The sequence below is a fragment of the Commensalibacter sp. Nvir genome, from assembly GCF_963921845.1.
In the GTDB taxonomy this organism is placed as follows: domain Bacteria; phylum Pseudomonadota; class Alphaproteobacteria; order Acetobacterales; family Acetobacteraceae; genus Commensalibacter.
The window spans coordinates 1-26,521 of sequence record NZ_CAWUGZ010000074.1 but is presented as its reverse complement, the minus strand read 5'-3'; the positions used below and the strand labels follow the sequence as shown (position 1 = coordinate 26,521).

General features: G+C 36.4%; 16 protein-coding genes and 1 tRNA gene. 11 read left to right on the top strand and 6 right to left on the bottom strand.

What is annotated here, in order from left to right:
• Nucleotides 1–264: 264 nt before the first annotated feature.
• From AABE15_RS05240 to AABE15_RS05230, 3 genes are all read right to left on the bottom strand, one after another.
• Nucleotides 265–5,355, bottom strand: a complete 5,091-nt coding sequence (locus AABE15_RS05240; RefSeq protein ID WP_338330232.1) for a Hint domain-containing protein — start codon at nt 5,353–5,355, stop codon at nt 265–267.
• Nucleotides 5,356–6,357: 1,002 nt separating this feature from the next.
• Nucleotides 6,358–7,569, bottom strand: coding sequence for an aldose 1-epimerase family protein (locus AABE15_RS05235; protein WP_338330231.1), 1,212 nt, complete (start codon nt 7,567–7,569; stop codon nt 6,358–6,360).
• Between the two features lie 4 nt (nt 7,570–7,573).
• A complete protein-coding gene (locus AABE15_RS05230; RefSeq protein ID WP_338330230.1) occupies nt 7,574–9,223 on the bottom strand; it encodes a hypothetical protein in 1,650 nt (549 codons plus the stop codon).
• Nucleotides 9,224–9,647: 424 nt separating this feature from the next.
• Between AABE15_RS05230 and AABE15_RS05225 the strand changes: the two genes are divergently transcribed.
• The 5 genes from AABE15_RS05225 to asrC all read left to right on the top strand — a co-directional run bounded on the left by AABE15_RS05225 (nt 9,648) and on the right by asrC (nt 15,500).
• Nucleotides 9,648–10,853 carry a pyridoxal phosphate-dependent aminotransferase gene (locus AABE15_RS05225; RefSeq protein WP_338330229.1) on the top strand — a complete coding sequence of 402 codons (1,206 nt, stop codon included), beginning with the start codon at nt 9,648–9,650 and terminating at the stop codon, nt 10,851–10,853.
• Nucleotides 10,854–10,865: 12 nt separating this feature from the next.
• Complete coding sequence (locus tag AABE15_RS05220; protein WP_338330228.1) at nt 10,866–12,098, top strand: pyridoxal phosphate-dependent aminotransferase; 1,233 nt, start codon at nt 10,866–10,868, stop codon at nt 12,096–12,098.
• Nucleotides 12,099–12,611: 513 nt separating this feature from the next.
• Nucleotides 12,612–13,664 (top strand): anaerobic sulfite reductase subunit AsrA, encoded by a 1,053-nt coding sequence (gene asrA, locus AABE15_RS05215; protein WP_338330227.1) that lies wholly within the window; start codon nt 12,612–12,614, stop codon nt 13,662–13,664.
• The gene (gene asrB, locus AABE15_RS05210; protein WP_338330226.1) at nt 13,664–14,482 is read left to right on the top strand and encodes an anaerobic sulfite reductase subunit AsrB; all 819 of its coding nucleotides are present in this window, start codon (nt 13,664–13,666) and stop codon (nt 14,480–14,482) included. The genes asrA and asrB overlap by 1 nt, the downstream gene beginning before the upstream one ends.
• A 10-nt stretch (nt 14,483–14,492) precedes the next feature.
• Nucleotides 14,493–15,500 (top strand): sulfite reductase subunit C, encoded by a 1,008-nt coding sequence (gene asrC, locus AABE15_RS05205; RefSeq protein WP_338330225.1) that lies wholly within the window; start codon nt 14,493–14,495, stop codon nt 15,498–15,500.
• A 200-nt stretch (nt 15,501–15,700) separates the two neighbouring features.
• On the opposite strand, the gene AABE15_RS05200 is transcribed toward asrC, so the two are convergent.
• From AABE15_RS05200 to AABE15_RS05190, 3 genes are all read right to left on the bottom strand, one after another.
• Nucleotides 15,701–17,620, bottom strand: coding sequence for a cobaltochelatase CobT-related protein (locus AABE15_RS05200; protein ID WP_338330224.1), 1,920 nt, complete (start codon nt 17,618–17,620; stop codon nt 15,701–15,703).
• 22 nt (nt 17,621–17,642) lie between these two features.
• On the bottom strand, nt 17,643–18,659 hold the full coding sequence (locus tag AABE15_RS05195; RefSeq protein ID WP_338330223.1) for an AAA family ATPase: 1,017 nt from the start codon (nt 18,657–18,659) through the stop codon (nt 17,643–17,645).
• Between the two features lie 62 nt (nt 18,660–18,721).
• Nucleotides 18,722–19,306 (bottom strand): J domain-containing protein, encoded by a 585-nt coding sequence (locus AABE15_RS05190; protein ID WP_338330222.1) that lies wholly within the window; start codon nt 19,304–19,306, stop codon nt 18,722–18,724.
• Nucleotides 19,307–19,679: 373 nt separating this feature from the next.
• Here AABE15_RS05190 and AABE15_RS05185 point away from each other — a divergent pair, with 373 nt between their 5' ends.
• From AABE15_RS05185 to AABE15_RS05160, 6 genes are all read left to right on the top strand, one after another.
• A complete protein-coding gene (locus tag AABE15_RS05185; protein ID WP_338330221.1) occupies nt 19,680–20,288 on the top strand; it encodes an outer membrane lipoprotein carrier protein LolA in 609 nt (202 codons plus the stop codon).
• Nucleotides 20,289–20,554: 266 nt separating this feature from the next.
• Nucleotides 20,555–20,642, top strand: a tRNA-Leu gene (locus tag AABE15_RS05180).
• A 100-nt stretch (nt 20,643–20,742) separates the two neighbouring features.
• Nucleotides 20,743–23,019, top strand: a complete 2,277-nt coding sequence (locus AABE15_RS05175; protein ID WP_338330220.1) for an NADP-dependent malic enzyme — start codon at nt 20,743–20,745, stop codon at nt 23,017–23,019.
• A gap of 97 nt (nt 23,020–23,116) precedes the next feature.
• Nucleotides 23,117–24,019, top strand: a complete 903-nt coding sequence (galU, locus tag AABE15_RS05170) for a UTP--glucose-1-phosphate uridylyltransferase GalU (RefSeq protein ID WP_338330219.1) — start codon at nt 23,117–23,119, stop codon at nt 24,017–24,019.
• Complete coding sequence (pgmG, locus tag AABE15_RS05165; RefSeq protein WP_338330218.1) at nt 24,019–25,407, top strand: phosphoglucomutase/phosphomannomutase PgmG; 1,389 nt, start codon at nt 24,019–24,021, stop codon at nt 25,405–25,407. The genes galU and pgmG overlap by 1 nt, the downstream gene beginning before the upstream one ends.
• A gap of 90 nt (nt 25,408–25,497) precedes the next feature.
• The gene (locus AABE15_RS05160; RefSeq protein ID WP_338330217.1) at nt 25,498–26,340 is read left to right on the top strand and encodes a methyltransferase domain-containing protein; all 843 of its coding nucleotides are present in this window, start codon (nt 25,498–25,500) and stop codon (nt 26,338–26,340) included.
• Nucleotides 26,341–26,521 lie beyond the last annotated feature (181 nt).

Below are 26,521 nucleotides of genomic sequence, written 5' to 3'. Positions count from 1 at the left end.
CAAATTAAATACCCCCCAGCGAACCACAAAAAAACGAACAGTCAATTCCAAACAAAACCCATGCAAAACTTAAGTCTGTAAATCTCAACATCCCATCCAAAGAGCCAAGAGCGCTATTATAAAAAAACTTTAAATTAAGATTAGTAATACAAATCGGCTACTCATAACGCCTTAATCAATAAAAGCCTAATTCAATAGCCATGTAATACTGAAACTAAAATGAGGCATACTTACTTAAAATAAATATGCCTCATTAGTTAAATACTAAGCCGATTTATTGATACTAGTAATATCTATAGTGTTATCAATCAGATATGGGCCAGCGCTTAAAATTTGTAAAGATAATACGCCAGTGGTATTCAGATTTCTTTCTTTCAAATTTATAGTAGCTTTTCCTTTTGTCCAACGACAGTTAGGGTTGTTGATTTCTAATTCGTTCCAACCCTTTACATCACAATTTTTTAGATGAAAATCTAACAGTTTGTTTTGATTGATATCTTGGCAAATGATTTGCCCAACTAATATACCTAACCAACGTCTGTCATCCACGTATGGACCTATGCTATCGCAAGGTCTAGTCGCACGAGAGATGATTTCAACATTTGTGGTATTGGCAGGAATTATGAAATGGTACCATTGACCTTCTATGTGGGATTTATGAATAATTTTATGATTGTCCACTAGCAGATAAATGTTTGGATCGTTAGTAAGTGTTTTTTTAACCTCGCAATTTTTGAAACCTATTTGAATAGCTCTGGCATTTATTTGGTGGAATAGAGGTTCTACAATATTTCTTCTGACAATTAAAGGAGCAGCAGCGTGATGTTCCCATGTTTTAATAGGTTTAATTTCGCCTAACTCGCTGTAATTTTTCTTAAAGAACCCTTTTCTATTCCCCGTATCCAGATAACTCTCAGTAAGTAACCCATTTGCCATAATCACAGAGTGCATTTTGGTTTCTATATGATAATACTCATAGAATGTAACGGTTTTGTCGTAGTGGATAGAACGATGGTTAACCATCATTCGAACAGGTATAAATTGACTATCTATATAAAGACAATGTTCAGCAGTAATGAAAAGATTTTCGCTAGGCACATTTTCTTTTATTGCATTTTTACGAACGCAAACCGGATAGCCTGCTTGATCGTCAGGAAGATAGGGCCTTACTAGACAAGTAGCTTTTCCTATCCATATAATTTCATCTTTCTGGGTCTTGTTATTATTATATGTTAGAATTTCATCACCAATTTTTAGATGTTCAATATTCGTCAAGCCTTTTGGAGTGGCGATCTGGCTTCCTGAAAGAAAACAGGTTTCGATAAGAACGCCTCCGTTATCGTCTTCAATAACGTTTAGTACTTGACCATCGTAAATTGTGCTATCAACATTGACATTATTTAAAACAATTTCTTTGGTATCTTGAGGTGTATTGTTGTTTGTATAATCAATATATATTTTACCGTCTTTATAGTAAACTTTGCTAATTGTGACGTCACTGTATTTAAGTTGAGTAAAGTCCAGTTCACTGCTTTGTGAGAAATTTTTAAGCTGGTTATCAATGGCAAATTGGTCACTATTAATTTGCATATCAAACTTAATCAGTATTTTACCAACCGTCGTATCGTTAAATTGTATAATGACATTGGTATTGTGTGGATCTTTGATGTCTAACGTAGCGTTATTGTCCAAAACAATGGTAGGTTTTATATCGCAACCTGAGTTAAGAGTTAAGGTGACCCCAGCATCAACGGTGATTGTTGATTTATAATCACCGGCAATAATTTCTCCATTAAATGTAACCGATCCACCTTTTCCTTTTAAATCAAGTTGGCCAGTAACGGTCATTCCATTGTTAATATCAAGACTAGTAGCATTATCCAGTTCAATGATTCCTCCGTTGTTGCACGTCAGATTAAACTTACCACTAATGTCGATATTTTTTCCTGATGATAAAGCTAACGTTCCACCATCAAAGCTTAAATTGGCCTGATCTTGAACCGTAAAGCTATTTCCAGAATAATTTAGTGTACCTTTTATATCTAATGTCGTATTTATTTTTAACCTTAATGACCCTGTTAAAGAAGTGGTTTTCAGAATAATTAAATCCGATGCACTCTCTAGATCAATGTTGGTGACAGTGCTGTCTCTTAAATAGGTAAGGTAATTGTTGCTATTGGTAATCGCTAACGTATTAATAGTGCCGCCTAGATAATTATCAAACAGAGAACCAGTAATGGATACATTTCCAAGATTTCCGCCTGTTATATCAACGGAAGCGTTTTTTCCAATGACAAGCGTATTTACCGTGTTGTTATTGAAAGTTGTAGCAATTAATTTCCCTGAGGTGAGTGTAATGGTTTTGTTGATCGTTAAACTGGTAAACGTTACCGTACCATTGTTAAGTATAAAAGTATCCCCGGTTTCTTCTTTGGACGCAACAAGGGTTCCAGAATCTAAGGTGATTGAACCAAAAGTATTTCCTGTTAGGGTAGTTGTACCGCTGTTGCCTTGTTCTAAGATTAACGTTTGTACGGTTCCTCCAAGAGTATTATTTCCTGAAGTTTGAATATCAATTTCTGTGGTTAAGTTCGAATCCTCAAGAAAAAGTTCCCCTTTCCCAGTGACTAAAAGAGGGTTTGTCGAAAGATCTAAAGTTCCATAGATAGAAACTTGACCCCCTGAGATATTAAATTTATTGGAATCTTTTATACTTCCTTTGAAATTAGCCTTTCCACCTGTAATGGTGAAAGTATTTGTAATTGTAAACGAGCCATTTACTAAGAGATTACCGTCAGTAAGAGTAACGTTTGAACACACATTGTTTTGTGCCAATGTTACTTGGCCATTATCTAATTTCAAATTTGTATTATAAAAAATATTTTCGTTAACGTTTAGTGTACCACCATAGATTGTGATGGTCTCATAATTAGTAACCGGAGATTGTGAATTGTATTGCAAGGTTAAATTGGTAATACCGTTATTATTTTTTTCCAGAATTAATGTGCGAATACCAATATGGAACGTGTTTGTTCCACTGGAATTGATGTCCACTTCGTTAATTTGATTTCCATCTTGTATTGTGACCGAGCCAGAACCCAGCACAGAAAATGGAGTACTGCCTGTATAGTCAAGGGTTTGGACTTTTAACATACCAGCGTCAATGGTAACGTTACCTATTGTTAAGGTTTTATTAAAGGTCGTGCTACCCCCCGTGATGGTTAGTCTGTTTCCTATCTCGTTAGAGTTCACAATAAGTTGACCGTTACCTACTTGAATAGTGTCAAATTGACTTCCGGTTAAGGTAGTTTGGCCTGTGTTTCCTTGTTCTAATACTAATTTTACAACGTTGCCACCTAAGGTATTAGAGCCAGAGGTATTTATATCGATTTCATTGAGTTGATCTACATTTCCTATGTCTACCGATCCGGATCCCGTTACAGAGAGTAAATCGCCCTTATCTTTCAAGGTGCCCTTAACGGTTAAGTGGCCTGCTGTAATGGAAATTTCATTGTTTATAGTTAGGTTATTAAAGGTTACGTTAGCTCCAGCAACAACGAGGTTATTCCCTGTTTCATCGTTATTAACCGTTAAACTTCCATCGTTTGCTTCAATATTATTAAAACTTGTTCCCGTTAACGTTGTAGTACCTTGATTTCCTTGCTCCAATACTAATTTTACAACGTTTCCACCCAAGGTATTGGGACCCGAAGTATTAATATCGATTTCGATCAAATTATCTGCATTGGCCAGATTAATGCTTCCAGAACCTGTTACCGAAATAGTGTCGTTTTGATCGCTGAACGTACCGTTAACCGTCAATATGCCGGCGTTAATGCTAATGTTTCCTGTAAGCGTAAGGTTATCATTAAACGTCAATGTACCTCCGCTTATATTTAAGTCAGTTCCCGTAACGTTACCTGTAGCTTTCAGCTGCCCAGAAGATGAGTTAAAAACCGTAAACTTATCATTGGAACCAAGGTTAATTTGTCCACCTTGTAAATTCAATAAACCAAGATCTACTATATCTCCGACGGTAAGGATACCATCGGTGGTGATGATTAACCCTTTGGATGCTGTGCCATCGGTAATAACGGTTGCGTCATTAAGCGTTAACTGCCCGTTCCAAACGGTGTGGTTGCTGTCTGTTCCTCCCCCTAAATAAAGAGTGCCGTTTAAGGTAATAGATCCTGAAAAAGTCGCCGTTACGCCATACAGAGAATCCGGGTTAATCAAGCTGGAATCCGAAAGGGTGTGGTCGTATCCACCCAGGCCATTCTCGTATTGAGGGTCATAACCGAGGTAGACCGTGCCCAATTGTCCACCACCAGTAAGGGTCAAGCTCGAAAGTTTAAATGTTTTACTGGTTGCATCGTAATATTCCCCCATAACGATTAACGTGCCATTGCCAGTAAAACCATATCGCCCTAGGTCGACATGTGCAGAAGCGATAAGATAAGAGTTGTCATCAAGGGTAAACAAGGATCCTACTACTATAGTGTTGTTATTCCAGCCAACAATAGTGTTTCCTGTAAGTTTACATAGCCCATCAACCTCCAGGGTATTGTTATAATCGAAGAAAAAAACGGCGTTATTTAAAATTTTAACATCACAGCTTCCTAATTTAAGTGTTGAATTATAAAATTTTTGCTCGTAATAAGTTTTGTTAGCAGTATTTCCATTGTTATAGGTAACGTCCCCCACAGTGACTGTATATTGTTCGGTTGATCCATCTGTTTTGAGAAACGATAGTACGGTGTCTGTATCGGGGCTTTCTCCCCCAAAGATATAAGTTGATCCCGATTCAATATTAAAAGTACCCGTAACAATGTGGGCCCTGTCTATTTCAAACGTGCTGTTGTTGGTTATGTTAACAATAAGAATAGTTGAATGGTCCAAGGCTTCAATAATCTGACCTTTAATTTCTGCTGTCCCGCCGTCGTTAATGTTAATGGTGGCGGGGTGATCTCCATTTTTAAATTTTCCACCAATAAGCAAAGTCGGCGATTCAATAATGGTGCCAGATTTTAAAGTGCTTTGAAGATAGTTGGTCAAGGCAAGGAATGTAAATTTAGAATCTGTATCGTTATTGAAGCCAAGGGCGTTGATTATGCCCCATAGTTTGGCATTAACATGCACTGTGTGCAATCCAACCCAACAATTAATATCTGAATCTAAAGTAGTTTGATCAATATCTCCTGAGAGGGTCAACTTGAGATAGCCACCCCACCAATACTCAGCCAAATCCAACCAAGTATAGGAAATTTTTCCAGTATTGTTATTAACGCCATAATTAGTATCCTCAAGAGTATAAATAGCGTTATCATCAAATAATTTTTTAGGTTTCTCTTTCATGCTTGGCCTTTAAGGAATAGGGGTTAATAAAAACTGAAAAAACCAGAAGGGAGTTAAAAAGAAATGTCGTTTTCAGCTAAAATACAGTTGATCAAGTTATTTTAAGCACTTTAAGTAATTTTTTAAAAACGCGTTCAATACCAATTTAAAAGTAGATTAAGAAAATTGTTATCAACTTTAAAATTGGTATTGCTTTGTTATTCAGGAAAATAATTCCGATATAGTACCAAAATTATACACTGAGCAAAAAATTGGTAAGATTAGATACATGAATTTATGTTTTTTGTAAAGATTTATTCGTTATTTATTTTAATGTTGCGTAACCAAATCATTTATTTGGATATGCAAAGAGGTTGTGTTTTTTTACTTAATAGTTATTTTTTGTACAATTACAGATCAAAGTAAGAAAAAAATTTAATTTTTATTCGCTATATTTTGATTAATAGTACGTATTACAATAAGTCTGATCATTAACAACTATCATCAGGTTAATGTATTTTAATTTATTCAAAGATTAAGTCTAAATTTTAAAACGGACAGACGTTAGGGTTCTATTCTAACTAGAAAAATCAAACATTAACTTGTTTATAAAGCAATTGTTGAAAGTATTTTTTATAAACAAATTTATAGAATTAATTTTTTTACAAAGTATTCGTACGAAAGCTATGAGTGCAGGTTTTTATAGTAAAAAGGGCTTTAAATTTTTATGTTTAGATTAATAAATCTGCACAATACTGTTTATCCATTCAAATTTGATTGCCATTAAGGCGAAACTTAAAGAATTGGATTACGCAATAATTTTATATGAAATTTATATTTTCGACACGGTAAATTAAAAACAAAAAGAATAGTTTTTAAGTAACATTTTAAATGTATATACCTCGTGCCATTAGAAAAAAACTACCGTGTCAAAATTTTAAAAAATGAATAGGAAATATTTTTATAGTGTAAGCGCTGCTTCGATTTAAGCTCATTCCTAAAAATGAGCTCTGTTAAGCAATATTATTCTTTTGCAATAGGCGTTTCAATAAGTTTGGTTTTTTTGTTGCCCATAATCGCGGAAATTTCTTGGCGAGTAGTTTCAACCGCTTCCTTATCAACTAAAGCGCTGAATTTCATTTTAAAGTGTAGGCTTTGTCCTGGCGCGATTTGCTTGATACGGCCTTGTTCGCGTTCAATAGCGATGGGGTAGGCGTGGTTGGTACAGGGTTCTATTCCCGTAACGTATCCTTGTTTTTCCGTGTCTGTATTTTTCCAAAGGGCCAATCTCGGTAATTGATTGATATTAAATTCAATGGCAGCCCCTTTGTCCCCCATTTTGTTAGCTAAAGCAACTTTGGTTGTTCCATCTGGTTTAGCGAACAGTTTGATATTGTAAACCATTTCATTGAAATCTTTCGTTGGTCCATAGTAGCGCGACCAATTGTTGAGTTCTTTCAAGGCATATTCATCAAATGGGCTTATCTCTTCGACAGGGGCAATAAACTCAGCATTTTCTTCAAGCAAAGGTTTGCTGAAATTGTTGTGATAGATAATTTCATAATCATGAGGATAATCTGCATGGTTTGTTAAAATATCGTGAATGGTAAAGTGGTTTGAGCCAGGTACGTAGCTTAATTCTGTAAGGGTATGCATATCAAGGCTCTTAAACGCACTTTCCTTTAGCAACCCTCTAATTTTAATCTCATAAGGGGCTTGCTTGCTAATGGATATTTCAACTTCAGAAGCGGGGGTATTGGCCAAGCGCCCGTGCAAAGAGTATAATTGTCCATTTTCATAGCCTGGATGTCCTGTCCATTCAAACCCACAACGAACGAGCATTTCGTTGAAGCCTTCTGTCCAGCCAGTACCTCCGCGACTGTCAAGATTAATATAGACAGGGTTAACGAGTTCTTTAACTGGTGAATCCCAACCAAAATATATATCTTTCCCTCGCGCATTTACAACACTCATCCCTCTGGTTGGGGTGACGGTTATATTTAATCCTTTCTCTGGACAGGTAATGGTTATAATTTTGGTGCCTTCTTGTTTACCGCCATGTAATATTTTTTGTTCAATAACAAAGGGAAAAGAGCAATTTTCGATATGTTTGTTATTGATCGTCCACTCACCAACTTCAATGTTTTTGGAAGCACTTGTTAGGGTGTATGTCTGACTATCGTGTAAATCTTTACATAAAACGCTTTCAAAGTGGGGCGTGGGTTTTATATTCATATTGTTATCCTTTTGTGACTATAGGAGGCTCTTCATCATTTAATCGTTCACGGAAATTATTCATATCAACAACGCCGCCGTGACGATAAAATTCCTCTTTACTACCGACATGTTGTGCAAAAATAAGTATTTGCTCTTTATCTGCATCGGTAATTCTTAATTGTTTCCAGTTTGGTCTAATGTATCGCTCGTAAGCTTGTGCTAGTGCGCACTGGTCAATACACCAATTAGTTGTATTATTGGGTGAATACGCATGATTAAGGTAATACTTCATAAAAACTAATATTTTCGAAGTAATTTCTAATTGTCCATAATATGTGCAAGTTGCACCAATAGACCAGGGCTCAGTGAAATATTGATTGCCCTTGGAATCGAAAGCAAATAAACGGAAGCTAAAATCGTTATTGTGTTTTAATTTATGAAATTTTTGGTAAAAATCTTCTGGAATCATTCCGTCAATGTCGAAGATAAACGTTGGCACGGTGTATTTTTGAAAAATATCCTTAGCAATTAGATAGCGCAAACTGGCAAAAACAGCACCATCTTCGTAGCGGGCGTTACCATACGTAAACTCGAGATAAAAATTAGGAAATTTTTGAAGTAAATACGTAGCGGTTTCCTGTAAAAATTGAATTTGTTGGCTCGATATATTGTCTACAGCAAGCGTGATGACGGTTGAGGTCTGGCAATTGTCGACTTCAAAAGCTTTGACGAGAGATAATAAAAACTTGGGGAAAAAACGAAAGTAGTGTGTATCGCATCCAAGAATAATAGATACCGAAGGAACGTAGTTTTTTGGAGTATTATGATGCCAATGCCATGACGAAAGACCAAATAAATCTGGACAATTATTTTTAAAATCGAACTGAATAGTTTCCTCAACGCTTAGCCACGTATAAACGCCAGCCTCATTCGAACAAAATTCTATCAATTCTTCTTTTATTTTTTGTTTGGCACAGCGGAAATAGTAATCTGTTTGATGTCTTTCGTGCTTGAACCAATGAAGCTTGCCTTTTATATGACAATACCAAGGTTTGTTTGGGTTAACTTTGTTTTCCAATGCTAAAAAATTTGTTAATTTATTAATATCGCGTTGGCCACAATAATTGCAAAATTTTATAAAATGATCGCAATATTTCTTTTTCGTTTGAATATCCACAGTATTTACATCATAAGGAAAAATCAAAAGATAATAGTCTATTGGAGCGGGTGGCAACGAAGTGGAACCCTCTAACATATCAAGCAAAAAATTTATAATTGAAAAAAAGTTATTTTTTTGATTAAGAAAATCTATATCAATGTCTTTTACAGGTGAAAATTTTTTTAGTTGCTTTGAGATTAAATCAAAAAATTCGTTTTGGTCATTGACCAAGGAAATAAGAATTATGTCAAGGCAAACAAATCTAAATTCGTGTGGAAATAAGTCACGTGCTCGTTCTATTAGCGTATTGGCTAACGAAAATTGTTCAAATAAAATACAGTGTTGAATAAGTTTCTCGTTTATTTCTAAATCATTAGGATTTTGTTCAAAATGATTTAAAACTGTATTAACAGCGTCGATATTTAACCCTAATTGAAAAGCTTTAGCTTTTTCTTCAATGTTTTCAAGGGAAAACCGTAAGCGCTGAATAAAAATTTCTGGTTTAAATGTCACTTTGTCTCAACTGGGTAAGAGGATAATTAAATAATACTATGTAACCTTAAATTTTCAGAATTTTAAAACGTTAGACAATTAATTTTCTAGTAAAACCTATACTTTTGAAGTGTATAACTTAATAAAATTTTTTCAACAGTTTTAAGCTTCACAATATGTAACAAGTTAAGAATATGTATTGCGTTTAAACATATATTGAGGACTATTTTTCCAAATAAATACGTCAAATATACCTATGATAGGTTATTAAACTATTAATTTTTAGTACTATAAAAAGCCTTAAAAATTAATTATAAATATCCGATGTGCTATTTAAGTTAGTATATAAGCGTGATAAGTAGAAATATGCATAAAAAATTGTTTGTAAAATTTTCCTTTTTATTAGTTTTATAGGCGGTTAACGGTTTAACTTTGGAATAATAAAATGGATATTGTCTCTAATCGTTTAAAAAGAATCCAACCCAGTCAAACACTGGCTATTTCAGCCAAAGCGCGTGAAATGAAAGCCAATGGACAAGATATCATAAGTCTTTCAGCAGGAGAGCCCGATTTTGATACTCCGGAAAATATTAAACAAGCGGGTATAAAGGCCATACAATCGGGTCAAACCAAATATACGGATGTTGGGGGAAGTCTTGAATTACGTCAGGCAATCGTAAAACGATTAAATGAGGATTATAAAATAACGTATGATCCTGAAGAAATTATGGTTTCTTGTGGGGGAAAACAGGTTATTTTTAACGCAATGATGGCCAGTTTAAACCAAGGGGATGAGGTTATCATTCCTTCCCCTTGTTGGGTGTCTTATCCAGATATTGTTACCCTCGCTGGGGGCAAATCCGTTATTGTGCCTTGCAATGCAAAAAAGAGTCATTTTAAACTTCAACCTAATCAATTAGAAGCTGCCATTACGTCTAAGACCAAATGGTTTATATTAAATTCGCCTTGTAATCCTACAGGCGTGGCCTACAGTCGGTCAGAGCTAAGAGCGTTATGTGATGTTCTTTTACGGCATGAACACGTTTGGATTTTGGCGGACGATATTTATTCTAAACTTGTTTACGATGGATTTACATCTTCGACCATTGTGGCGGTAGAACCGCTTTTAAAAAGCCGTACAGTGACAATGAATGGTGTGTCCAAAGCGTATGCCATGACTGGCTGGCGTATTGGGTATGCAGCTGCTCCTAAGCATTTTATTAAAGCGATGACAAAATTACAAGGTCAGTCAACGACGAATCCTTGTTCAATAAGTCAGATGGCGGCAAGTGAAGCATTCACTGCGTCACAACAATCCATTGTAACAATGATTAAAACCTATGAAGAGAGACGTGATTTTGTTTGTCAACAATTGAATGAAATACCTGGTCTGACTTGTATAAAGCCTGAAGGGGCTTTTTATTTGTTTCCCTCGATGAAAGGTTTTTTAAATAAAACTTCAAAAAATGGTACTCACATTAAGACTGATCAAGATTTTGTTGCCGCTTTGCTAGAAGAGGAAGGGGTTGCAGCAGTACATGGGGCCGCTTTCATGATGGAAGGGTATTTTCGTATTTCTTATGCTACCAGTACTCTTTTGCTTGAAGAAGCGTGCAAACGTATTCGTCAATTTTGTATGAATTTCAGTTAAGAATTAAGGGTTATGGACGATATAGAAATGGATACAACCGCATTTCCCTTATTATCTTCTAGAATGAAAAATCTTGAAACCCCTGCGACTATTGCTATGTCCATGCGGGCTCGAGCGTTGATAAGTCAAGGGAAAAAAGTTATTTCTTTGGCTTTAGGCGAACCTGATTTTAAGACTCCATCATTCGTTATTGATGCTGCTTATCAAGCTGCTAAAGATGGAAACACAAAATATCCGCCTATTGATGGGATACATTCTCTTAAAAAAGCTATACAGCGCAAATTTGAATATGAAAACGCTATACGTTATGAGCTTGATGAAATTATGGTTGCGAATGGCGTCAAACAAATTCTTTTTAACGCTTTAACTGCCACGTTGGATGCTGAGGATGAAGTTGTTCTTCCTGCTCCTTATTGGACCAGCTATCCGATTATGGTCAAGTTTTTGGGTGGCAACCCTGTGTATGTTATGTGTGAAGAACAAAATAATTTTGCTATGCTTGCAAAGGATTTGCGTGCAAAGATAAGCAATAAAACCAAATGGGTGGTACTAAATTCACCCAATAATCCTACGGGAGCTGTATGGTCGAAACAAACTTTGCTTGCGATCGCAGAAGTGCTCAGAGAATTTCCTCATATTTGGATTTTTTGTGATGAAATTTATGAGCATTTTGTATTTGATAATCAATGTCATTATTCATTGGCGGCGCTTGCTCCAGATTTGAAATCACGTATCCTCACCGCAAATGGTGCGTCAAAAACTTATGCTATGCCAGGCTGGCGTGTTGGATATGCTGGGGCGTGTCCTTCTTTGATTAAAGCGATGATGAAAATTCAAAGTAATTCGACTTCTGGTGCTTGTAGTGTTAGCCAAGCGGCTTTGGAAGCCGCTTTAACAAAAGGGGATGAAGCTGTTTTAGAAATGAAGCAAGCTTATAATCGACGTCGTCAGAAAGTACAAGCAGTTTTGTCGGTGTTACCTGGTTTTACGTGTGTGGCTCCGCAAGGTGCTTTTTATCTTTATCCTGGTATAAAAGGGTGTATAGGAAAAACAAGTAAAGGGGGTTGCTTGATAGGGACTGATGACCAATTTGCTCAGGCCTTACTTGAAGAGATGTACGTTGCTGTGGTGCCTGGAAGTGCTTTTGGGTTTAGCCCTTATCTTAGACTATCCTATGCGGCAGATGAACATATTTTAGAGGAAGCTTGTGATAGAATTGCTCGTTTTGTTTTGCAATTGAGCTAAGGGGTTTAAAGTTTTGAAATTAAAAGTTTTCATTCTATCTAAGTCTAAAAGTTGTTGATTAAAAGCACTGCGTATTAAGTTATTTGAAGCACTGTTTTTTGTATAATTTGTAAATGAAATCGAATTAAAAGTAATAATGTTTTTTGAAAGTTAAAAATTATTTAGTGTATTACTATCTTTGTACTGATTTGGGAAAAGGTAATAAATTATATTATGACGATATTTCCTATACGATATAAGGCTTTCATTTTATTTATGGATAAAATAGTTACGACATTCTATAGGATTAATCATTCAGTTGTAATAAAATAAAATTTTTTAATAATCATTAATTGACGAAAAAACGAGATAGTTTTTCAATTTAAAAGCTTTTGTAGATTAAAGTAGGAATGGTTTTAGTAATAAAAAGTAAATATTGAATATTGAATTTTCATTATATAAATTCGATGTACATTATAGCTTGTTCTCTTTATAGCCACTTGGAAAATCAAGTTGGTAAAAAAAGGATGTCATATGTCGTCCATCTATTTGTCTCAGACCGAAGCTCATACAGCGCTATTACGATTATCTCAAGAATATTCTATTTACGCACCTTTTGCAGAATATCGAGGCGGACGTTTTTCTGATACCGATACCATCGTATATCATCCTATACACAACTGGAATGATATTGTCTGGAAAGAAAAGTCCTATGTATCGCCGAGTACGATTATTACACCGATCACCGAAACGTTGTTTTATTTTAATAATGATGAAATTCAACTCGCTAATGTTGACGAGCGACCATTTTTGATTTTTGCTCGTGCCTGTGACATCAATGCTTTGAGTCGGCTTGACTATATGTATCTTAGAAATGGTAATACTGTAGATTACAGTTATAGCCGAATACGTAATAACATTAAATATGTGCTGATGGAGTGTACTGAAAGTTTTGAAAATTGTTTTTGTGTTTCTATGAAAACCAATTGTACTGAAAATTTTAGCGCTGCAATACGTTTTGATGAAAATGGAGCTAACATTCAAATTAATGATCTTGATATTAAATGGGCTTTCGAAAATTTAGGGAGAGTTTCAAATTATCATATTAATTTTGTAACTGAAAATTATGAAAAAGTTAGAACACCTGATCGAGTGTGTGATGATCCCAAACGTATTCGACAAATTTTAACTAATCATAGCTTGTGGAATGACTATCAAAACCGATGCATAGGATGTGGGCGGTGCACTACGGGGTGCCCGACTTGTACCTGTTTCAGTATATTTGATGTTAAATATGCTGAAAATCCAGGAAAAGGAGAGCGGCGTCGTCAATGGTCTAGCTGTATGATTGACGGTTATACTGACATGGCTGGCGGGCATAGTTTTCGCAAAAAAGTCAGTGAACGTTTGCGTTTTAGAGCATTGCATAAAGTGAATGATTACAGGGCCCGGGCGAAAGAACAAGAACACATGTGTGTTGGTTGTGGACGCTGCGATGATCAGTGTCCACAATATATCAAATTTTCTTGGATTATTAATAAAATGACTGACGAAGTGGAACGTGTGGTGCAAGAGGAAAGAAAATAATGAAAAAAAGCATCCGTGCCCACCAAAAACAGATATTAATGCCTGCCCCATATTCTATTCTACAGATAGAAAAACATACTTCTTTGGAATGGAATTTTCGCGTTTCTTGCGATTTTCCTGTCCAATATGGTCAGTTTGTTGAGGTTTCATTGCCTATGATCGGTGAAGCTCCTATTTCAGTATCGGATTTTGGTGACGGATGGATAGATTTGTTAATTCGTCGTGTGGGAAAAGTCACGGATGCTTTGTTCAAGCTAACCCCTGGGGATATAATATGGCTACGAGGTGCTTATGGGAATGGATACGATCTTAATCAGTTTCTCAATCGCTCATTGCTTATTGTCGCAGGTGGAACAGGGGTGGCCCCAATAAAAGGTTTGCTTCGCCATTGGTGTGAACATTCTGAACGGGTTAAACGGTTGAGTGTTATTCTAGGATATAAAAACCCAGAAAGTATTTTGTATAAAAACGAACTAGAATCTTGGCGTGAGAAGTGCAGGTTATATTTAACTTTGGAAGAGGGAATGGCTGACAAGGATTACTATTCTTTAGGTCGGGTAACCGATAGGTTGGATGATATCGATTTTACTGATTCAGACGAAATGCAAGCTATTGTAGTGGGGCCTCCGGTCATGATTCGTTCGACGGTTGATAAGCTAACTATGCATGGTTTAAAGGATGAAAATATTTGGGTCGACTATGAACGACGTATGGCGTGTTCAGTGGGCAAGTGTGGACATTGTCGTATTGGAGACGTTTATGTTTGTCTTGACGGGCCAGTGTTTACCTATTCGGATGCTCGTTGTATGATTGATTAGGAAGGTAATTATGAGTATTGATGTTGATCTTTACCGTGCCCGAGCCCTTAATGAATATCGGTTTTCTAAGGTGCGTTCCGAAGCAATGGTGAGCGTACGTATTCCTGGGGGTATTCTTCCCGCTCGATTATTAAGCGTGGCCCAAGAAATCGCCGAAAAATATGGGAATGGTTTAATTCATTTAACGACGCGTCAAAAATTGGCGATGCCTGGCATTCGTTATGAAGACATGGATAAGGTGAATGCTGCCTTAGAGCCTTTTATTCGCGAAATAGAAATTGAGATGTGTGGGGTCCAGGTTGCGGATCCAAAAGCAGGATACCAAGCCATTGGCGGACGAAATATTGTAGCGTGTCAAGGTAATCGTATTTGTCAAAAAGCGAATGTGGATACTACGGGACTAGCACAACGTTTAGAAAAAGAAATTTATCCAAGCAAATATCATTTAAAAGTGGTTGTGTCAGGATGTCCTAATGATTGTGCCAAGGCCTATATGGCCGATATAGGTATCATTGGGGTTACTCGTATCCGTTTCTCTTATAATCGCTGTATTGGTTGCGGAGCCTGCGTCCGTGCTTGTAAAAACCATGCAGTAGATTGTTTATCTCTTAACAACGGTAAAGCAACTAAAGAAAAAAATTTATGCATTGGGTGTAGTGAGTGCGTTCTTGCATGTCCTACATTGGCCTGGCAGAGAATGCCAGAACAACTCTATCAAGTTAGGCTAGGGGGACGTACAAGTAAGAAAACTCCCAGAGTTGGAAAAATCTTTCTGAATTGGGTATCGGAAGAAGTTATTGTTTCCCTTATTCGCAATATTTTTGAGTTTGAAAAAGAAATGCTGAGTGGCACGCCGATATACCTGCATATGGGGCATTTGATTGATCGTGCAGGTTATATGTACTTTAAGGATCGCGTATTGCAGGGAGTAAATTTCAATTTAGGTGCTCAAGTTGCTGATCGTATGTATTGGCAAGAGGATTCTTACAGAGCAGACGCCCATATGAAGTCGGTTTGATTTAGATGACGCACGGTTGTAAGAAGCTTTAAAATAGTACAACAATCAAAATTGAACGCGAATTTTTCGATAGGGTTTGTACTTATTCAAAAAAATATAGTTTAAGTTAAGTGAACTTAAAAAGTTTTTGATAACCTTTTAAGGTAAACAATTGATTATAAAATTTATGTTCAATGGGGTTGATTAATGTAAGTTATGATTTAGTTTTTAACCAAACTGTTTAATAATTTAGGACGCTTGATTTCGAATAATGAAGTTAATTCCTGCATCATCGTTTTTCCAAGTTGCTCGACGTTGTTGATAGTTACTGCACGTTGATAATAACGCGTGACGTCGTGTCCAATTCCTATAGCGGACAGTTCTATGTTATTAAATTTTTCAATACGATGTATTATGCGTCGTAAATGATTTTCTAGATACTCTGGTGTGTTAGCAGATAACGTACTGTCATCAACAGGGGCACCATCGGAAATGACCATAAGAATTTTTCGATGTTCGTATCGATTTTCTAAACGTTTCCATGCCCAATAGAGGGCTTCACCATCAATATTTTCTTTAAGAAGCCCTTCTTGTAGCATTAATCCAAGGTTGCGTTTTGCATAACGCCAAGGTTGATCTGCGGATTTGTAAATGATATGTCTAAGGTCGTTTAAACGACCCGGATGAACTGGTTTCCCCTTATTAAGCCATTGTTCTCTACTTTTCCCTCCTTTCCAAGAACGGGTTGTGAAACCGAGAATTTCAACTTTAACCGCACAGCGTTCAAGCGTACGAGCCAATATATCTCCACACATAGCCGCAATATTAATAGGTTTTCCCCGCATAGAGCCAGAATTATCAATAAGAAGAGTGACGATAGTATCTTTAAAATCTGTTTCTTTTTCTTGTTTATAGCTTAGAGTATTGATAGGGTTTGTGATAATCCGTGTCAGTTTAGCAGCGTCAAGCAATCCTTCTTCAAGATCAAAACTCCAACTTCGTGTTTGTTTTGCCATAAGTTTGCGTTGTAATCGGTTAGCTAAATGGGAAATAATATTTTGTTGATGATAAAGTTGTTGATCGAGTTGTTTACGTAAATAGTCGAGTTCTTCGATAGAACATAATTGATCTGCTGTTACAATTTCATCATAGTTTTTAGTATAAATTGTATAGTATTCATCTTCAACTTGTGTATTAAACGTTTCATTTTTGTTATGTCCTGATGAATGTCTATTAATTTGTGATTTTTCTGTATTCTCATAGTTTTGGAGTAGTTCTGATTGATTTTCAATATCATCAATCATTTCTTCTTTTTCTTTTTGATCTACCTCTGAAAAGTTTGGTGATTGAAACGTAGTGTCGAAATCCGGTTGTAATAAGTTTGAATTACCTTGAGGTTGGTTTTCTTTACTGTTATCTGAAGAATCCTCTTTTTCTTTTTTTACATTGCCTATTAATTGATAAGCTTGCAAAAGTCTCCTGGCTGCTGAAGCATATTTTTTTTGATTATTAAGGTGTAAACGCATAGTTTCAAGTGCTTCTTTACCTTCTTTGCTTAATTGATTGCGCCACAATTTCAAGATAGGTTGAGATTCTTTTGGCATAGCTACACCCGTAAGATGCTCACGTGCAAGCAGTGCTAAAGCGGTATGGGGAGCCATTTGTTCAATTTTGGACATACGGGAATGACCTTCAACATGACTCTTGTGTTCTTGCAATGAGCGGAGATTTGCCGCCACTCCTAACATAGCACGGCTGCCTAAAGCCTCGACTCGTACTTGTTCCAGAGCATCAAAAGCGGTTTTGGCTTCGTTTTCCTGAGGTTGATTGAATTCATGGAGTTTGCTGTCATGATATTTTAAACGTAATGCATTGGCATCTGCTGATCCTCGCACTTGACTTAAAATATATGGGTCGTCGGTTGGCGGTGGGTGTGGAAGATAAATATTTTTTTGGGAAAAAGATTTTTCGATATTATGATTTTTAAGTGGACCCGTGTAAAAATTTATATTAGCATTTTTGTCACCGCTCAATGCACGGACTACGCTGGCAGTAGCTTGTTTAAATTGGTCAGGATTATATGATTTTTGATCAGCGACGTGTTTTTGTGGAAGGTGAAGTGACTGCCGATTGTTTTTCATAAGCGTTTCTCACAAAATTATATTAATTTGTGTTAGATTTAATGGGGTCAATATTAAAGCAACGTTGATAATATTCAGCAATAATACTTTTTTCAGCTTCATCACATTTATTAAGAAAGGTAAGACGAAAAGCTAGTGTTAAGTCATTAAATATTTGGAAATTTTCAGCCCAAGTGATAACAGTCCTTGGGGACATTACAGTTGATATTTCTCCTGTAGCAAAGCCCTCTCTTGTTAAATTAGCCATCGTTACCATGGATGTAATTTGCTTTATAATTTCATCGTTGGTCTTATTAATTTTTAGTTTGGCTAAAACTATTTGAATTTCTTCTTCTTGGGGCAAATAATTTAACGACGCAACAATATTCCATCGATCCATTTGACCTTGATTAATCTGTTGTGTTCCATGATATAATCCTGTCGTATCCCCTAACCCAATTGTGTTGGTCGTAGCGAATAATCGAAATGCCGGATGGGGTTTTATAATTCGATTTTGATCTAATAATGTAAGTTTTCCATCTGATTCTAAAATACGTTGTATAACAAACATGACATCAGGCCTGCCAGCATCATATTCATCAAAAATGAGTGCACAGGGGTGCTCAAGAGCCCAAGGTAATAAGCCTTCTTGAAATTGTGTAACTTGTTTACCCTCTTTTAAAACGATAGCATCTTTGCCAATTAAATCAATTCGTGAAATATGACTATCAAGGTTAATCCGGATACAAGGCCAATTAAGACGAGCAGCAACTTGTTCAATATGAGAAGATTTTCCTGTGCCATGAAATCCTTGTACCATGACGCGGCGATTATATTTAAATCCTGCCAGTATAGCATGGGTCGTATTTTTATCGAAACGATAGCTTAAATCAAGATCAGGTACTAGAGGGGTTTTGTCTGAGAATCCAAGTATATCCATATCTAAGTCAATTTGAAATGTTTTCCTAGCGTTCAGATATTTGTCTGGAAGACAGAGATGAATAGGAGAAGAAAGTTCAGGGTTGACTGGATTTATGGGCTGAAGTGTGGATTCGTTCATTATAAAATTGTCCTTGACTCGACCAATAATAATTTACTAACACATATTAAAAATATACCAAATTAAGATGCTTTGGTTAAATGTGTTCGTAATTGAGAGTAAGCAGCATTAATTAATTTAAATTGTTCCTCTAAATTTTGGTTACCATTGTTTCGATCTGGATGATATTGCTTTGCCAGATTCATGTATCTTTTTTTTAATTCTGCTAGCGTGATAGGCCAGTCAATAGCCAATATTTCAATAGAATTTTCTAGTTCCAGAGGAATTTTCGTGTGGATTGATGAATTTTGTTCCTTAAATGCTGAAACCTCAGAATTATTTAAGATGTTAAATGCGTCAATAAAAAGTTCTTGTTTGTAACGATCTATTCTCCCTAAATGACCTAATTTCCATGAAGGCTTATTCCAAACTGTAGCGGAGCGTAAATTTTCTTCAATCTCATGCAAATTCATATTTTTGCAAAAATCCCAACTTTTATTGTATTCGCGTACGTGTTCGAGGCAAAACCAAAAATATTCGTTTAATTTTTTTGGAGATTTTGGAGCTTTGTACCCAGCAGGATTACAGCAACCAGGCATTTCGCAAACAGTTGTAGGGCAGTCTGGATCTGGATCAAAAGCTCGAAAACGTTTTTTATAACGGGCCATGGTAAGTTAAAATTAAAAATGGTGAAGGTAGGGAATATTTAAAGGGAAACAAAAGTCAAGTTCAGTATAGATTAACTGTTCTTAGTTAAAATAATATGAAAGTTTTTCAAGCATATTTTTTAAAGAACCAACATTTTTGGTTATACATTAACTATGGGTTTGAATTGAAAAATCTGGCTTTTACATATTGAAAATATTAAAAAATTAAGCCAGTATTTAATATGAGGAGGGCTTTCAGTAAAACAAGGGCTAATTCTAAATTCTTGTAATGAAAACTAAACGGTTATCGTAAAATAATACGCAAAAAGTTTATAGTTCATCGGTTAAGATGGATGGGGTATATTGACGTAGTATTCAAAAGAAAGATGCTTGCATGTTTGTTAAATTTGTTAGGTGGTTTACATTTTTATTATCTTTCTTTTTATTGATTGGCTGTCAAACAGTAAATCAAAGTCAATCAACCTGTGATTTGATAGCGATTAGTCGCGTTGAAGATTATTTAAATAATAGCAGTGGGTTTATAGGTCAATTTGAACAGACTTGGCCTGATAGCAACCATTCAAGAGGTCAAATTATTTATCTTCCTGGGAAACTCAGATTAAATTATAGGTATCCATTTCTTATGGTCGCTGTAGCTAAAGACCGTCGTATGGTTGTCAAAGATTACAATAGTCAATCCCTCACGCAGATTGGTCTTAATCACAATCCATTAGGGTTAATGTTGAACAACCCTGTTCGTTTACAGAACTCTATTTTAGTAACTTCAGTAAAACATACTGTAAATTTTTTACAAATATCGTTAGCCAGTTCGGACAACCCTTCTCAAGGTTTGCTTACATTGAGATTTCGGGACAATGGTAAAGAGTTAAATTTGATTCAAATGCTTGCTATTGATGCGCGCCAACGTCAAACGATTGTGACTATAAATAATATTCATCGTGGAATTAATATAGACCCTGCTTATTTTTCTTATCCACAGTAAACTATGGGTGTTCTTTAAATATTGTAAACCTAGTGCTGTTAGGTAAAAAATTTATTGGATTGTTAAACTTTTTTAAGTAAATAATTTTGATTAAGTTTCAATTTGTTCTTAAATAACGTTTTGTGTAAAGAATCAAAGTATCCAAGCAATTTAAGCTTTTGCTTTTTTTAAAACTTATTATTGTTAAAATCATTGCTTGATTGCTTTTCATCGGTTATAGAAGATGACACATAGAGTGCAAGTATCTAAATGATGCTTTGTTACGTGCGGCCGTGGCGGAATGGTAGACGCGCAAGCTTGAGGTGCTTGTGGAGGAATTACTCCGTGGAAGTTCGAGTCTTCTCGGCCGCACCATTAATTTTTTAAAATTATTCAATTCCCTTTTATAAATATTTTATTCTAAATTACCGTATTACTGACAAGTAAAATGGGTTTAGCATTTGGAGAGGAAGTGATGAATAAAAAAAATAAACAGGAGGTGTTAAATTATCATCAATTTCCAGTTCCAGGAAAACTGGCAATTACAGCGACCAAAAGGATGGCTACCCAAACGGATTTGTCTTTAGCTTATACTCCTGGAGTCGCGATACCGTGTTTGGAAATACAAAAAGATCCTTCTTTGGTCAGTTTGTACACAACGAGAGGTAATTTAATCGGTGTTATTTCAAACGGAACGGCTGTGTTGGGACTGGGTAATATTGGAGCTTTAGCTGGAAAGCCTGTCATGGAAGGGAAAGCGGTCCTCTTCAAAAAATTTGCAGACATAGACGTTTTTGATATTGAAGTCAATGAAACAGATCCTGATAAATTCTGTGATGTTGTTGCGGCGCTTGAGCCTACTTTTGGTGGGATTAATTTAGAAGATATCAAAGCTCCTGAATGTTTTAAAATTGAAAAGAAATTAAGAGACAGGATGAACATACCTGTTTTTCACGACGATCAACACGGTACGGCAATTGTGGTGACGGCTGCATTAATTAATGCACTGCGCATTCAAAATAAAAAAATAGAAAATATACGTTTAGTAACTTCGGGTGCAGGTGCAGCGGCTTTAGCTTGTGTTGATTTGATGGTGAGTTTGGGCTTAAAAATAGACAACGTAACGCTTACCGATGTGGACGGAGTAGTCTGGAAAGGTCGGAACGCCGATATGTTGGATAATATGGCAAAATATGCTAAGGAAACCAGCGCACGAACATTAGAAGAAGTCATTGGTAATGCAGACGTATTTTTAGGCCTATCGGTTGCTGGAGTATTGAAGAAAGAATGGGTGGCAAAAATGACCGATAAGCCAATCATTCTTGCGTTAGCAAATCCTGAGCCAGAAATTACTCCTGACCAAGTTAAGAGTGTAAGGGCCGACGCTATAACAGCAACAGGGCGATCCGATTATCCTAATCAGGTTAACAACGTCTTATGTTTTCCTTTTATTTTTCGAGGTGCCTTGGATGTGGGGGCTAGGGAAATTAATTTACCTATGCAGCATGCCGCAGTTTATGCTTTGGCAGGGCTGGCCATGAAAGAGGCTAATGAAGTTGTGGTTACGGCTTATGGGGGTAAAGCTCCTCGATTTGGACCAGAATATATACTTCCCAGACCTTTTGATCCTCGTCTTATACTTGAGATAGCACCAGCTGTAGCAAAAGCAGCAATAGAAAGTGGAGTTGCTACGCGATCAATAAAAGATTTTCATATTTATCTCGATCACTTAACGGATTTTGTCTTTCGTACCCGTCAAGTCATGCAGCCTATTTTTGAAGCTATACGCTGTCAATCTTCTTTAAGTAAGGTCATATTTTCTGAAGGTGAAAACGAACGTGTTCTTCGTGCGGTTCAAGTATTAATAAATGAAAATATGGCAAAGCCAATTTTGATTGGAAGTAAAGAGCGAATTAGACAAAAAATAAGGCAATTAGGACTTTCTGTTGATATTGAGCGTCAGGTTTCTATTATAGAATTACATCAAGATAATTCTATTGTGCAGGCCCTTGAAAAAAAATACCAAGTATTGGTAGAACGCCAAGGAATTCCTCCTTCTCTAGCAAAAGAGCAACTCTATCGTAGAAAGTCAATTGCTGCAGCAATGTTGTTAAGAGAGGGTAGTGTGGATGCCGCCTTAGTAGGGGGGTATGGCGAATGGTATTGCAATTACAAATACCTTAAAGCAATTATGCTTAGACGTCCGAATGTGAAAAAAATTTATACTTTGTCTGTACTGGTTTACTCTAATATGGCTTTGTTTATTGGTGATTCCTATTTACATTTAAATCCGTCTGCAGAAGAGATTGCTGAATTTGCAGAGCTTGCTTCAGAAGCAATGACAGATTTTGGCTTGAAGCCACGTGCGGCACTATTGTCGTATTCATCGTTTGGGGCAGGAAAGTCAAAGACAGCTCAAAAAATGAGAGATGCTTTTAAAATTATTAAAGAGAGAAAGCCTGAGTTAGAAATAGATGGAGAAATGCAAGGAGATGCCGCGCTAAGTTCGGTTTTAAGGTCACGAATAATTGATAATACCTCTTTAACACATGATGCTAATCTTTTAATTATGCCTAATCTTGATGCCGCAAATATTGGATTATCGTTAAGTCGTGTGGTTGGGGACGCTTTACAAATAGGGCCTGTTACTCTTGGTACAACAAGACCTCTACACATACTGACAGAAAGTACAACTACGCGCGGTATTGTTAATTTAGCAGCTATTGCTGTAAAGCAGTCAATGAAAGGGTAACACCAATCCATTAATTTTCAGTTGAATAATTTGAAATTGATTGTACAAACATTGAATTGAGTAAATTATTTTATGATAATAGTCTTTTTGAAATTTTATGCAAAAGGGTCAATTAGTGATTAAGCCTCTTACCAAAGCTGTCTTACCTGTTGCTGGATTTGGCACAAGGTTTTTACCTGCGACCAAGTCAATGCCCAAAGAAATGTTGCCGGTCGTTGACCGTCCTCTTATACAGTACGCTATCGATGAGGCGCGGGCTGCCGGTATAAAAGAATTTTGTTTAATAACTGCAAGAGGTAAAGATTCTTTAATTGATTACTTTGATGTAGCTTATGAACTTGTCGATAATTTACGTCAAAAAGGCAAACAGGATTCTTTAGACGCATTGGAGCCTTCTAGTATTGAAGCAGGTTCATTAGTAGCGTTGCGTCAGCAAGAGCCTATGGGATTAGGGCATGCCGTATGGTGTGCACGTTCGTTTGTAGGGGATGATCCATTTGCAGTGTTGTTGCCCGATGATTTGATCTCGGCTAATCCAGGTTGTTTAGCCCAAATGGTCGAAGTTTATAACAAATTTGGCGGTAACGTTGTTGCTGTTTCAGAAGTTCCTATTGAGAAAACATCAAGTTATGGTATTGTCAAAGTTTCTAACGACGATGGAAAGCTTATTGAAATTTCAGGGCTTATTGAAAAACCAAAGCCAGAAGAGGCTCCTTCAAATTTATCTGTAATCGGTCGTTATATTCTTTCACCTGAAATTATGAACTATTTAGCGGCTATGGAGCGTGGGGCCGGTAATGAGGTGCAACTGACGGATTCAATGGCTAAATTAATAGGTCAAATGCCTTTTCATGGATTGCGTTATAATGGGATACGTTATGATTGTGGCAGTAAAGCTGGTTTTTTAGAAGCACAAATTGCTTTTGCGTTAAAACGTCCAGATTTAAAGAGTTCAATGCGTAACATACTAAAAAAATATGCATGTGAGGAAGAAATTTGATGGATTGTAAAAGGGACATTGCACCTAGTATATTACGTGAATACGATATAAGAGGCGTTTATCAAAAAACTTTTTTTGTTGAAGATGCTTTTGCTATAGGTAGATCTTTTGGAAGTTTAATAATTCGACAAAAAGGCAAAAAAGTCGTTGTTGGCTATGATGGAAGGGTTAGTTCTCCTGATTTAGAAAGCGCTTTGGTTGACGGGCTCAAAAAATGTGGATTGGAAGTTATACGTATTGGAAAAGGTCCAACTCCATTGCTTTATTATGCTTCAAAGGTCATGGAAGCGGATGGAGCCATTATGGTCACTGCCAGCCATAATCCTAAAGAATACAATGGTATGAAATTCGTAATGGGTGGCAAATCTTTTTATGGGCAACAAATACAAGAACTAGGTAGGCAAATTGCTCAGGGTGACGTCGTTCCGGAAGGAATAGGTAGTGTCCGAAAAGTAGATATCAGTGAAGAGTATATCACACGGATTCTAAAAGATTTTAATGCAACGGATCGAAAGTTAAAAGTCGTTTGGGATAATGGTAACGGTGCTGCAGGTGAGATTTTAACGCGTTTGGTACAAAAAATGCCAGGTGAGCATATTGTTTTAAACGGTACCATTGATGGTAACTTCCCTTCCCATAGTCCTGATCCAACGGTTCCCGAAAATTTAAAGCAATTAACAAAAGAAGTATTGGAACGTCATGCTGATATCGGCATCGCTTTTGACGGGGATGCCGATCGTATTGGGGTTATTGATAACAAAGGAAATATCTTATGGGGTGATCAGCTAATGATCCTTTATAGTCGGGACATTCTGCCTGATCACCAAGGGGCTACGATTATTGCTGATGTAAAAGCAAGCAGTATTCTTTATGAAGAAATTAAAAAAGCAGGGGGTAATCCCCTTATGTGGTGTACAGGGCATTCTTTAATCAAAGCAAAAATGGCTGAGTGCAATGCTTTACTGGGTGGAGAAATGTCAGGTCACATTTTCTTTGCGGATAAATGGTATGGCTTTGATGATGCTCTTTATGTAGCAGTTCGCACTCTGGATATTGTTGCACGCTTAAAGGGGCCTCTTTCAGACGTAACAGAAGCATTGCCAAAAGCGGTTTCAACACCTGAAATTCGATTTGACTGTCCTGATGATTGTAAGTTTCAGGTTGTTAAAGAGGTCGCCGATCGATTAAAGAGTGAGCAAGCGGATGTAATTACTATAGATGGGGTTCGTGTCAATACAGAGGATGGGTGGTGGTTGTTGCGGGCTTCAAATACGCAGGCTTCACTAGTTGCACGTGCTGAAAGTCAAACCACAGAAGGTTTAGAAAAGCTTAAAGCAGCCTTGTCTTTGCAGTTAAAAGCTTCTGGAATTAAGCCTTCTATTTTTTAATGGGTTTTAAAATGAAAAGGGTACAATAGCACTATTGGATTTTTTCATTTTTAATACACTATTCGTTTTTTTGAGTTGTTTTTCAGTATTATGGCAGTACCCCATCTATTTGATCGGCGCATAGTAAAATTGCATCGCGATAGAGCTTACTATTATTATAAAGACATTCAATCCCTTAACAAAATATGTGCAGAGCGTTTATTAGACCGTTTTAGTGATGTGAACTATCGGTTTAGCAATGCTTTGGAAATGGGAGGAAGGGGGTATATATCTTCTTTTTTGCTTAATAAAGGAATAGCAACCATTTCGGCTGATTTGTCCCAGAAGCTAGTTTCTCTTAATCGTTCTCCTTCTTTGTCAATGGATGAAGAGTTTATTCCTTTTAAAGCGAATAGTTTTGATCTGGTTATTGCTCATTTTAATTTGCATTGGGTAAACGATCTGCCTGGTACTTTGATGCAGATAAGAAATATTTTAAAACCTAACGGGTTTTTTTTAGCTACTATACCGATTGTTCCTACACTGGATAATTTACGAAAATTACTTGCTGAATTAGAAATTGAATATTGTAATCAAGTTAGCTCTAGGGTTTCTGCTTTTCCAGATTTAAGGGCGTGCGCTGTGTTAATGCAGCGGGCTGAATTTTCTTTGTCCGTAGTTGATAAGGAAACTATCCATTTTATTTACCAAAATGCTTTTAGCTTGATGAAAGATTTACAAAAAGCTGGAGAAAATAATGCCTTAAATGAAGTAAAGAAAAATTTATCGGATCGTTTTTTTGCTCATTTTTTACGTAAATCTAATGAGCTCGGTGAATTGTCCGTTGCTTTGGATTTTGCTATTTTAACAGGTTGGGCACCAGATGAATCGCAATCTCACCCTTTAAAACCTGGCCAATATAACGTATCGTTATCCGATTATTTTGAGGAATAATGGGGTTTTATTGTCCATGGTTGGTTACTTTAATCAGTTACCGTAAAAAATTGTTCTTGGTTTTTCGATATTTTCCATTTTATTGTTCGTTTCGTTGAAGACTAAGAGTAATTCAATTTTTTTGTGCAGAGTGTAAGTGGGCGTAGGATATATAAGATAAAAATGCCTAATAATATTAAAC

Bases quoted from the DNA above. Each gene is read 5' to 3' on its own strand.
- AABE15_RS05240 (WP_338330232.1), bottom strand. From the start codon at position 5,355: ATGAAAGAGAAACCTAAAAAATTATTTGATGATAACGCTATTTATACT.
- AABE15_RS05235 (WP_338330231.1), bottom strand. From the start codon at position 7,569: ATGAATATAAAACCCACGCCCCACTTTGAAAGCGTTTTATGTAAAGAT.
- AABE15_RS05225 (WP_338330229.1), top strand. From the start codon at position 9,648: ATGGATATTGTCTCTAATCGTTTAAAAAGAATCCAACCCAGTCAAACA.
- AABE15_RS05220 (WP_338330228.1), top strand. From the start codon at position 10,866: ATGGACGATATAGAAATGGATACAACCGCATTTCCCTTATTATCTTCT.
- asrA (WP_338330227.1), top strand. From the start codon at position 12,612: ATGTCGTCCATCTATTTGTCTCAGACCGAAGCTCATACAGCGCTATTA.
- asrB (WP_338330226.1), top strand. From the start codon at position 13,664: ATGAAAAAAAGCATCCGTGCCCACCAAAAACAGATATTAATGCCTGCC.
- asrC (WP_338330225.1), top strand. From the start codon at position 14,493: ATGAGTATTGATGTTGATCTTTACCGTGCCCGAGCCCTTAATGAATAT.
- AABE15_RS05200 (WP_338330224.1), bottom strand. From the start codon at position 17,620: ATGAAAAACAATCGGCAGTCACTTCACCTTCCACAAAAACACGTCGCT.
- AABE15_RS05195 (WP_338330223.1), bottom strand. From the start codon at position 18,659: ATGAACGAATCCACACTTCAGCCCATAAATCCAGTCAACCCTGAACTT.
- AABE15_RS05190 (WP_338330222.1), bottom strand. From the start codon at position 19,306: ATGGCCCGTTATAAAAAACGTTTTCGAGCTTTTGATCCAGATCCAGAC.
- AABE15_RS05185 (WP_338330221.1), top strand. From the start codon at position 19,680: ATGTTTGTTAAATTTGTTAGGTGGTTTACATTTTTATTATCTTTCTTT.
- AABE15_RS05175 (WP_338330220.1), top strand. From the start codon at position 20,743: ATGAATAAAAAAAATAAACAGGAGGTGTTAAATTATCATCAATTTCCA.
- galU (WP_338330219.1), top strand. From the start codon at position 23,117: ATGCAAAAGGGTCAATTAGTGATTAAGCCTCTTACCAAAGCTGTCTTA.
- pgmG (WP_338330218.1), top strand. From the start codon at position 24,019: ATGGATTGTAAAAGGGACATTGCACCTAGTATATTACGTGAATACGAT.
- AABE15_RS05160 (WP_338330217.1), top strand. From the start codon at position 25,498: ATGGCAGTACCCCATCTATTTGATCGGCGCATAGTAAAATTGCATCGC.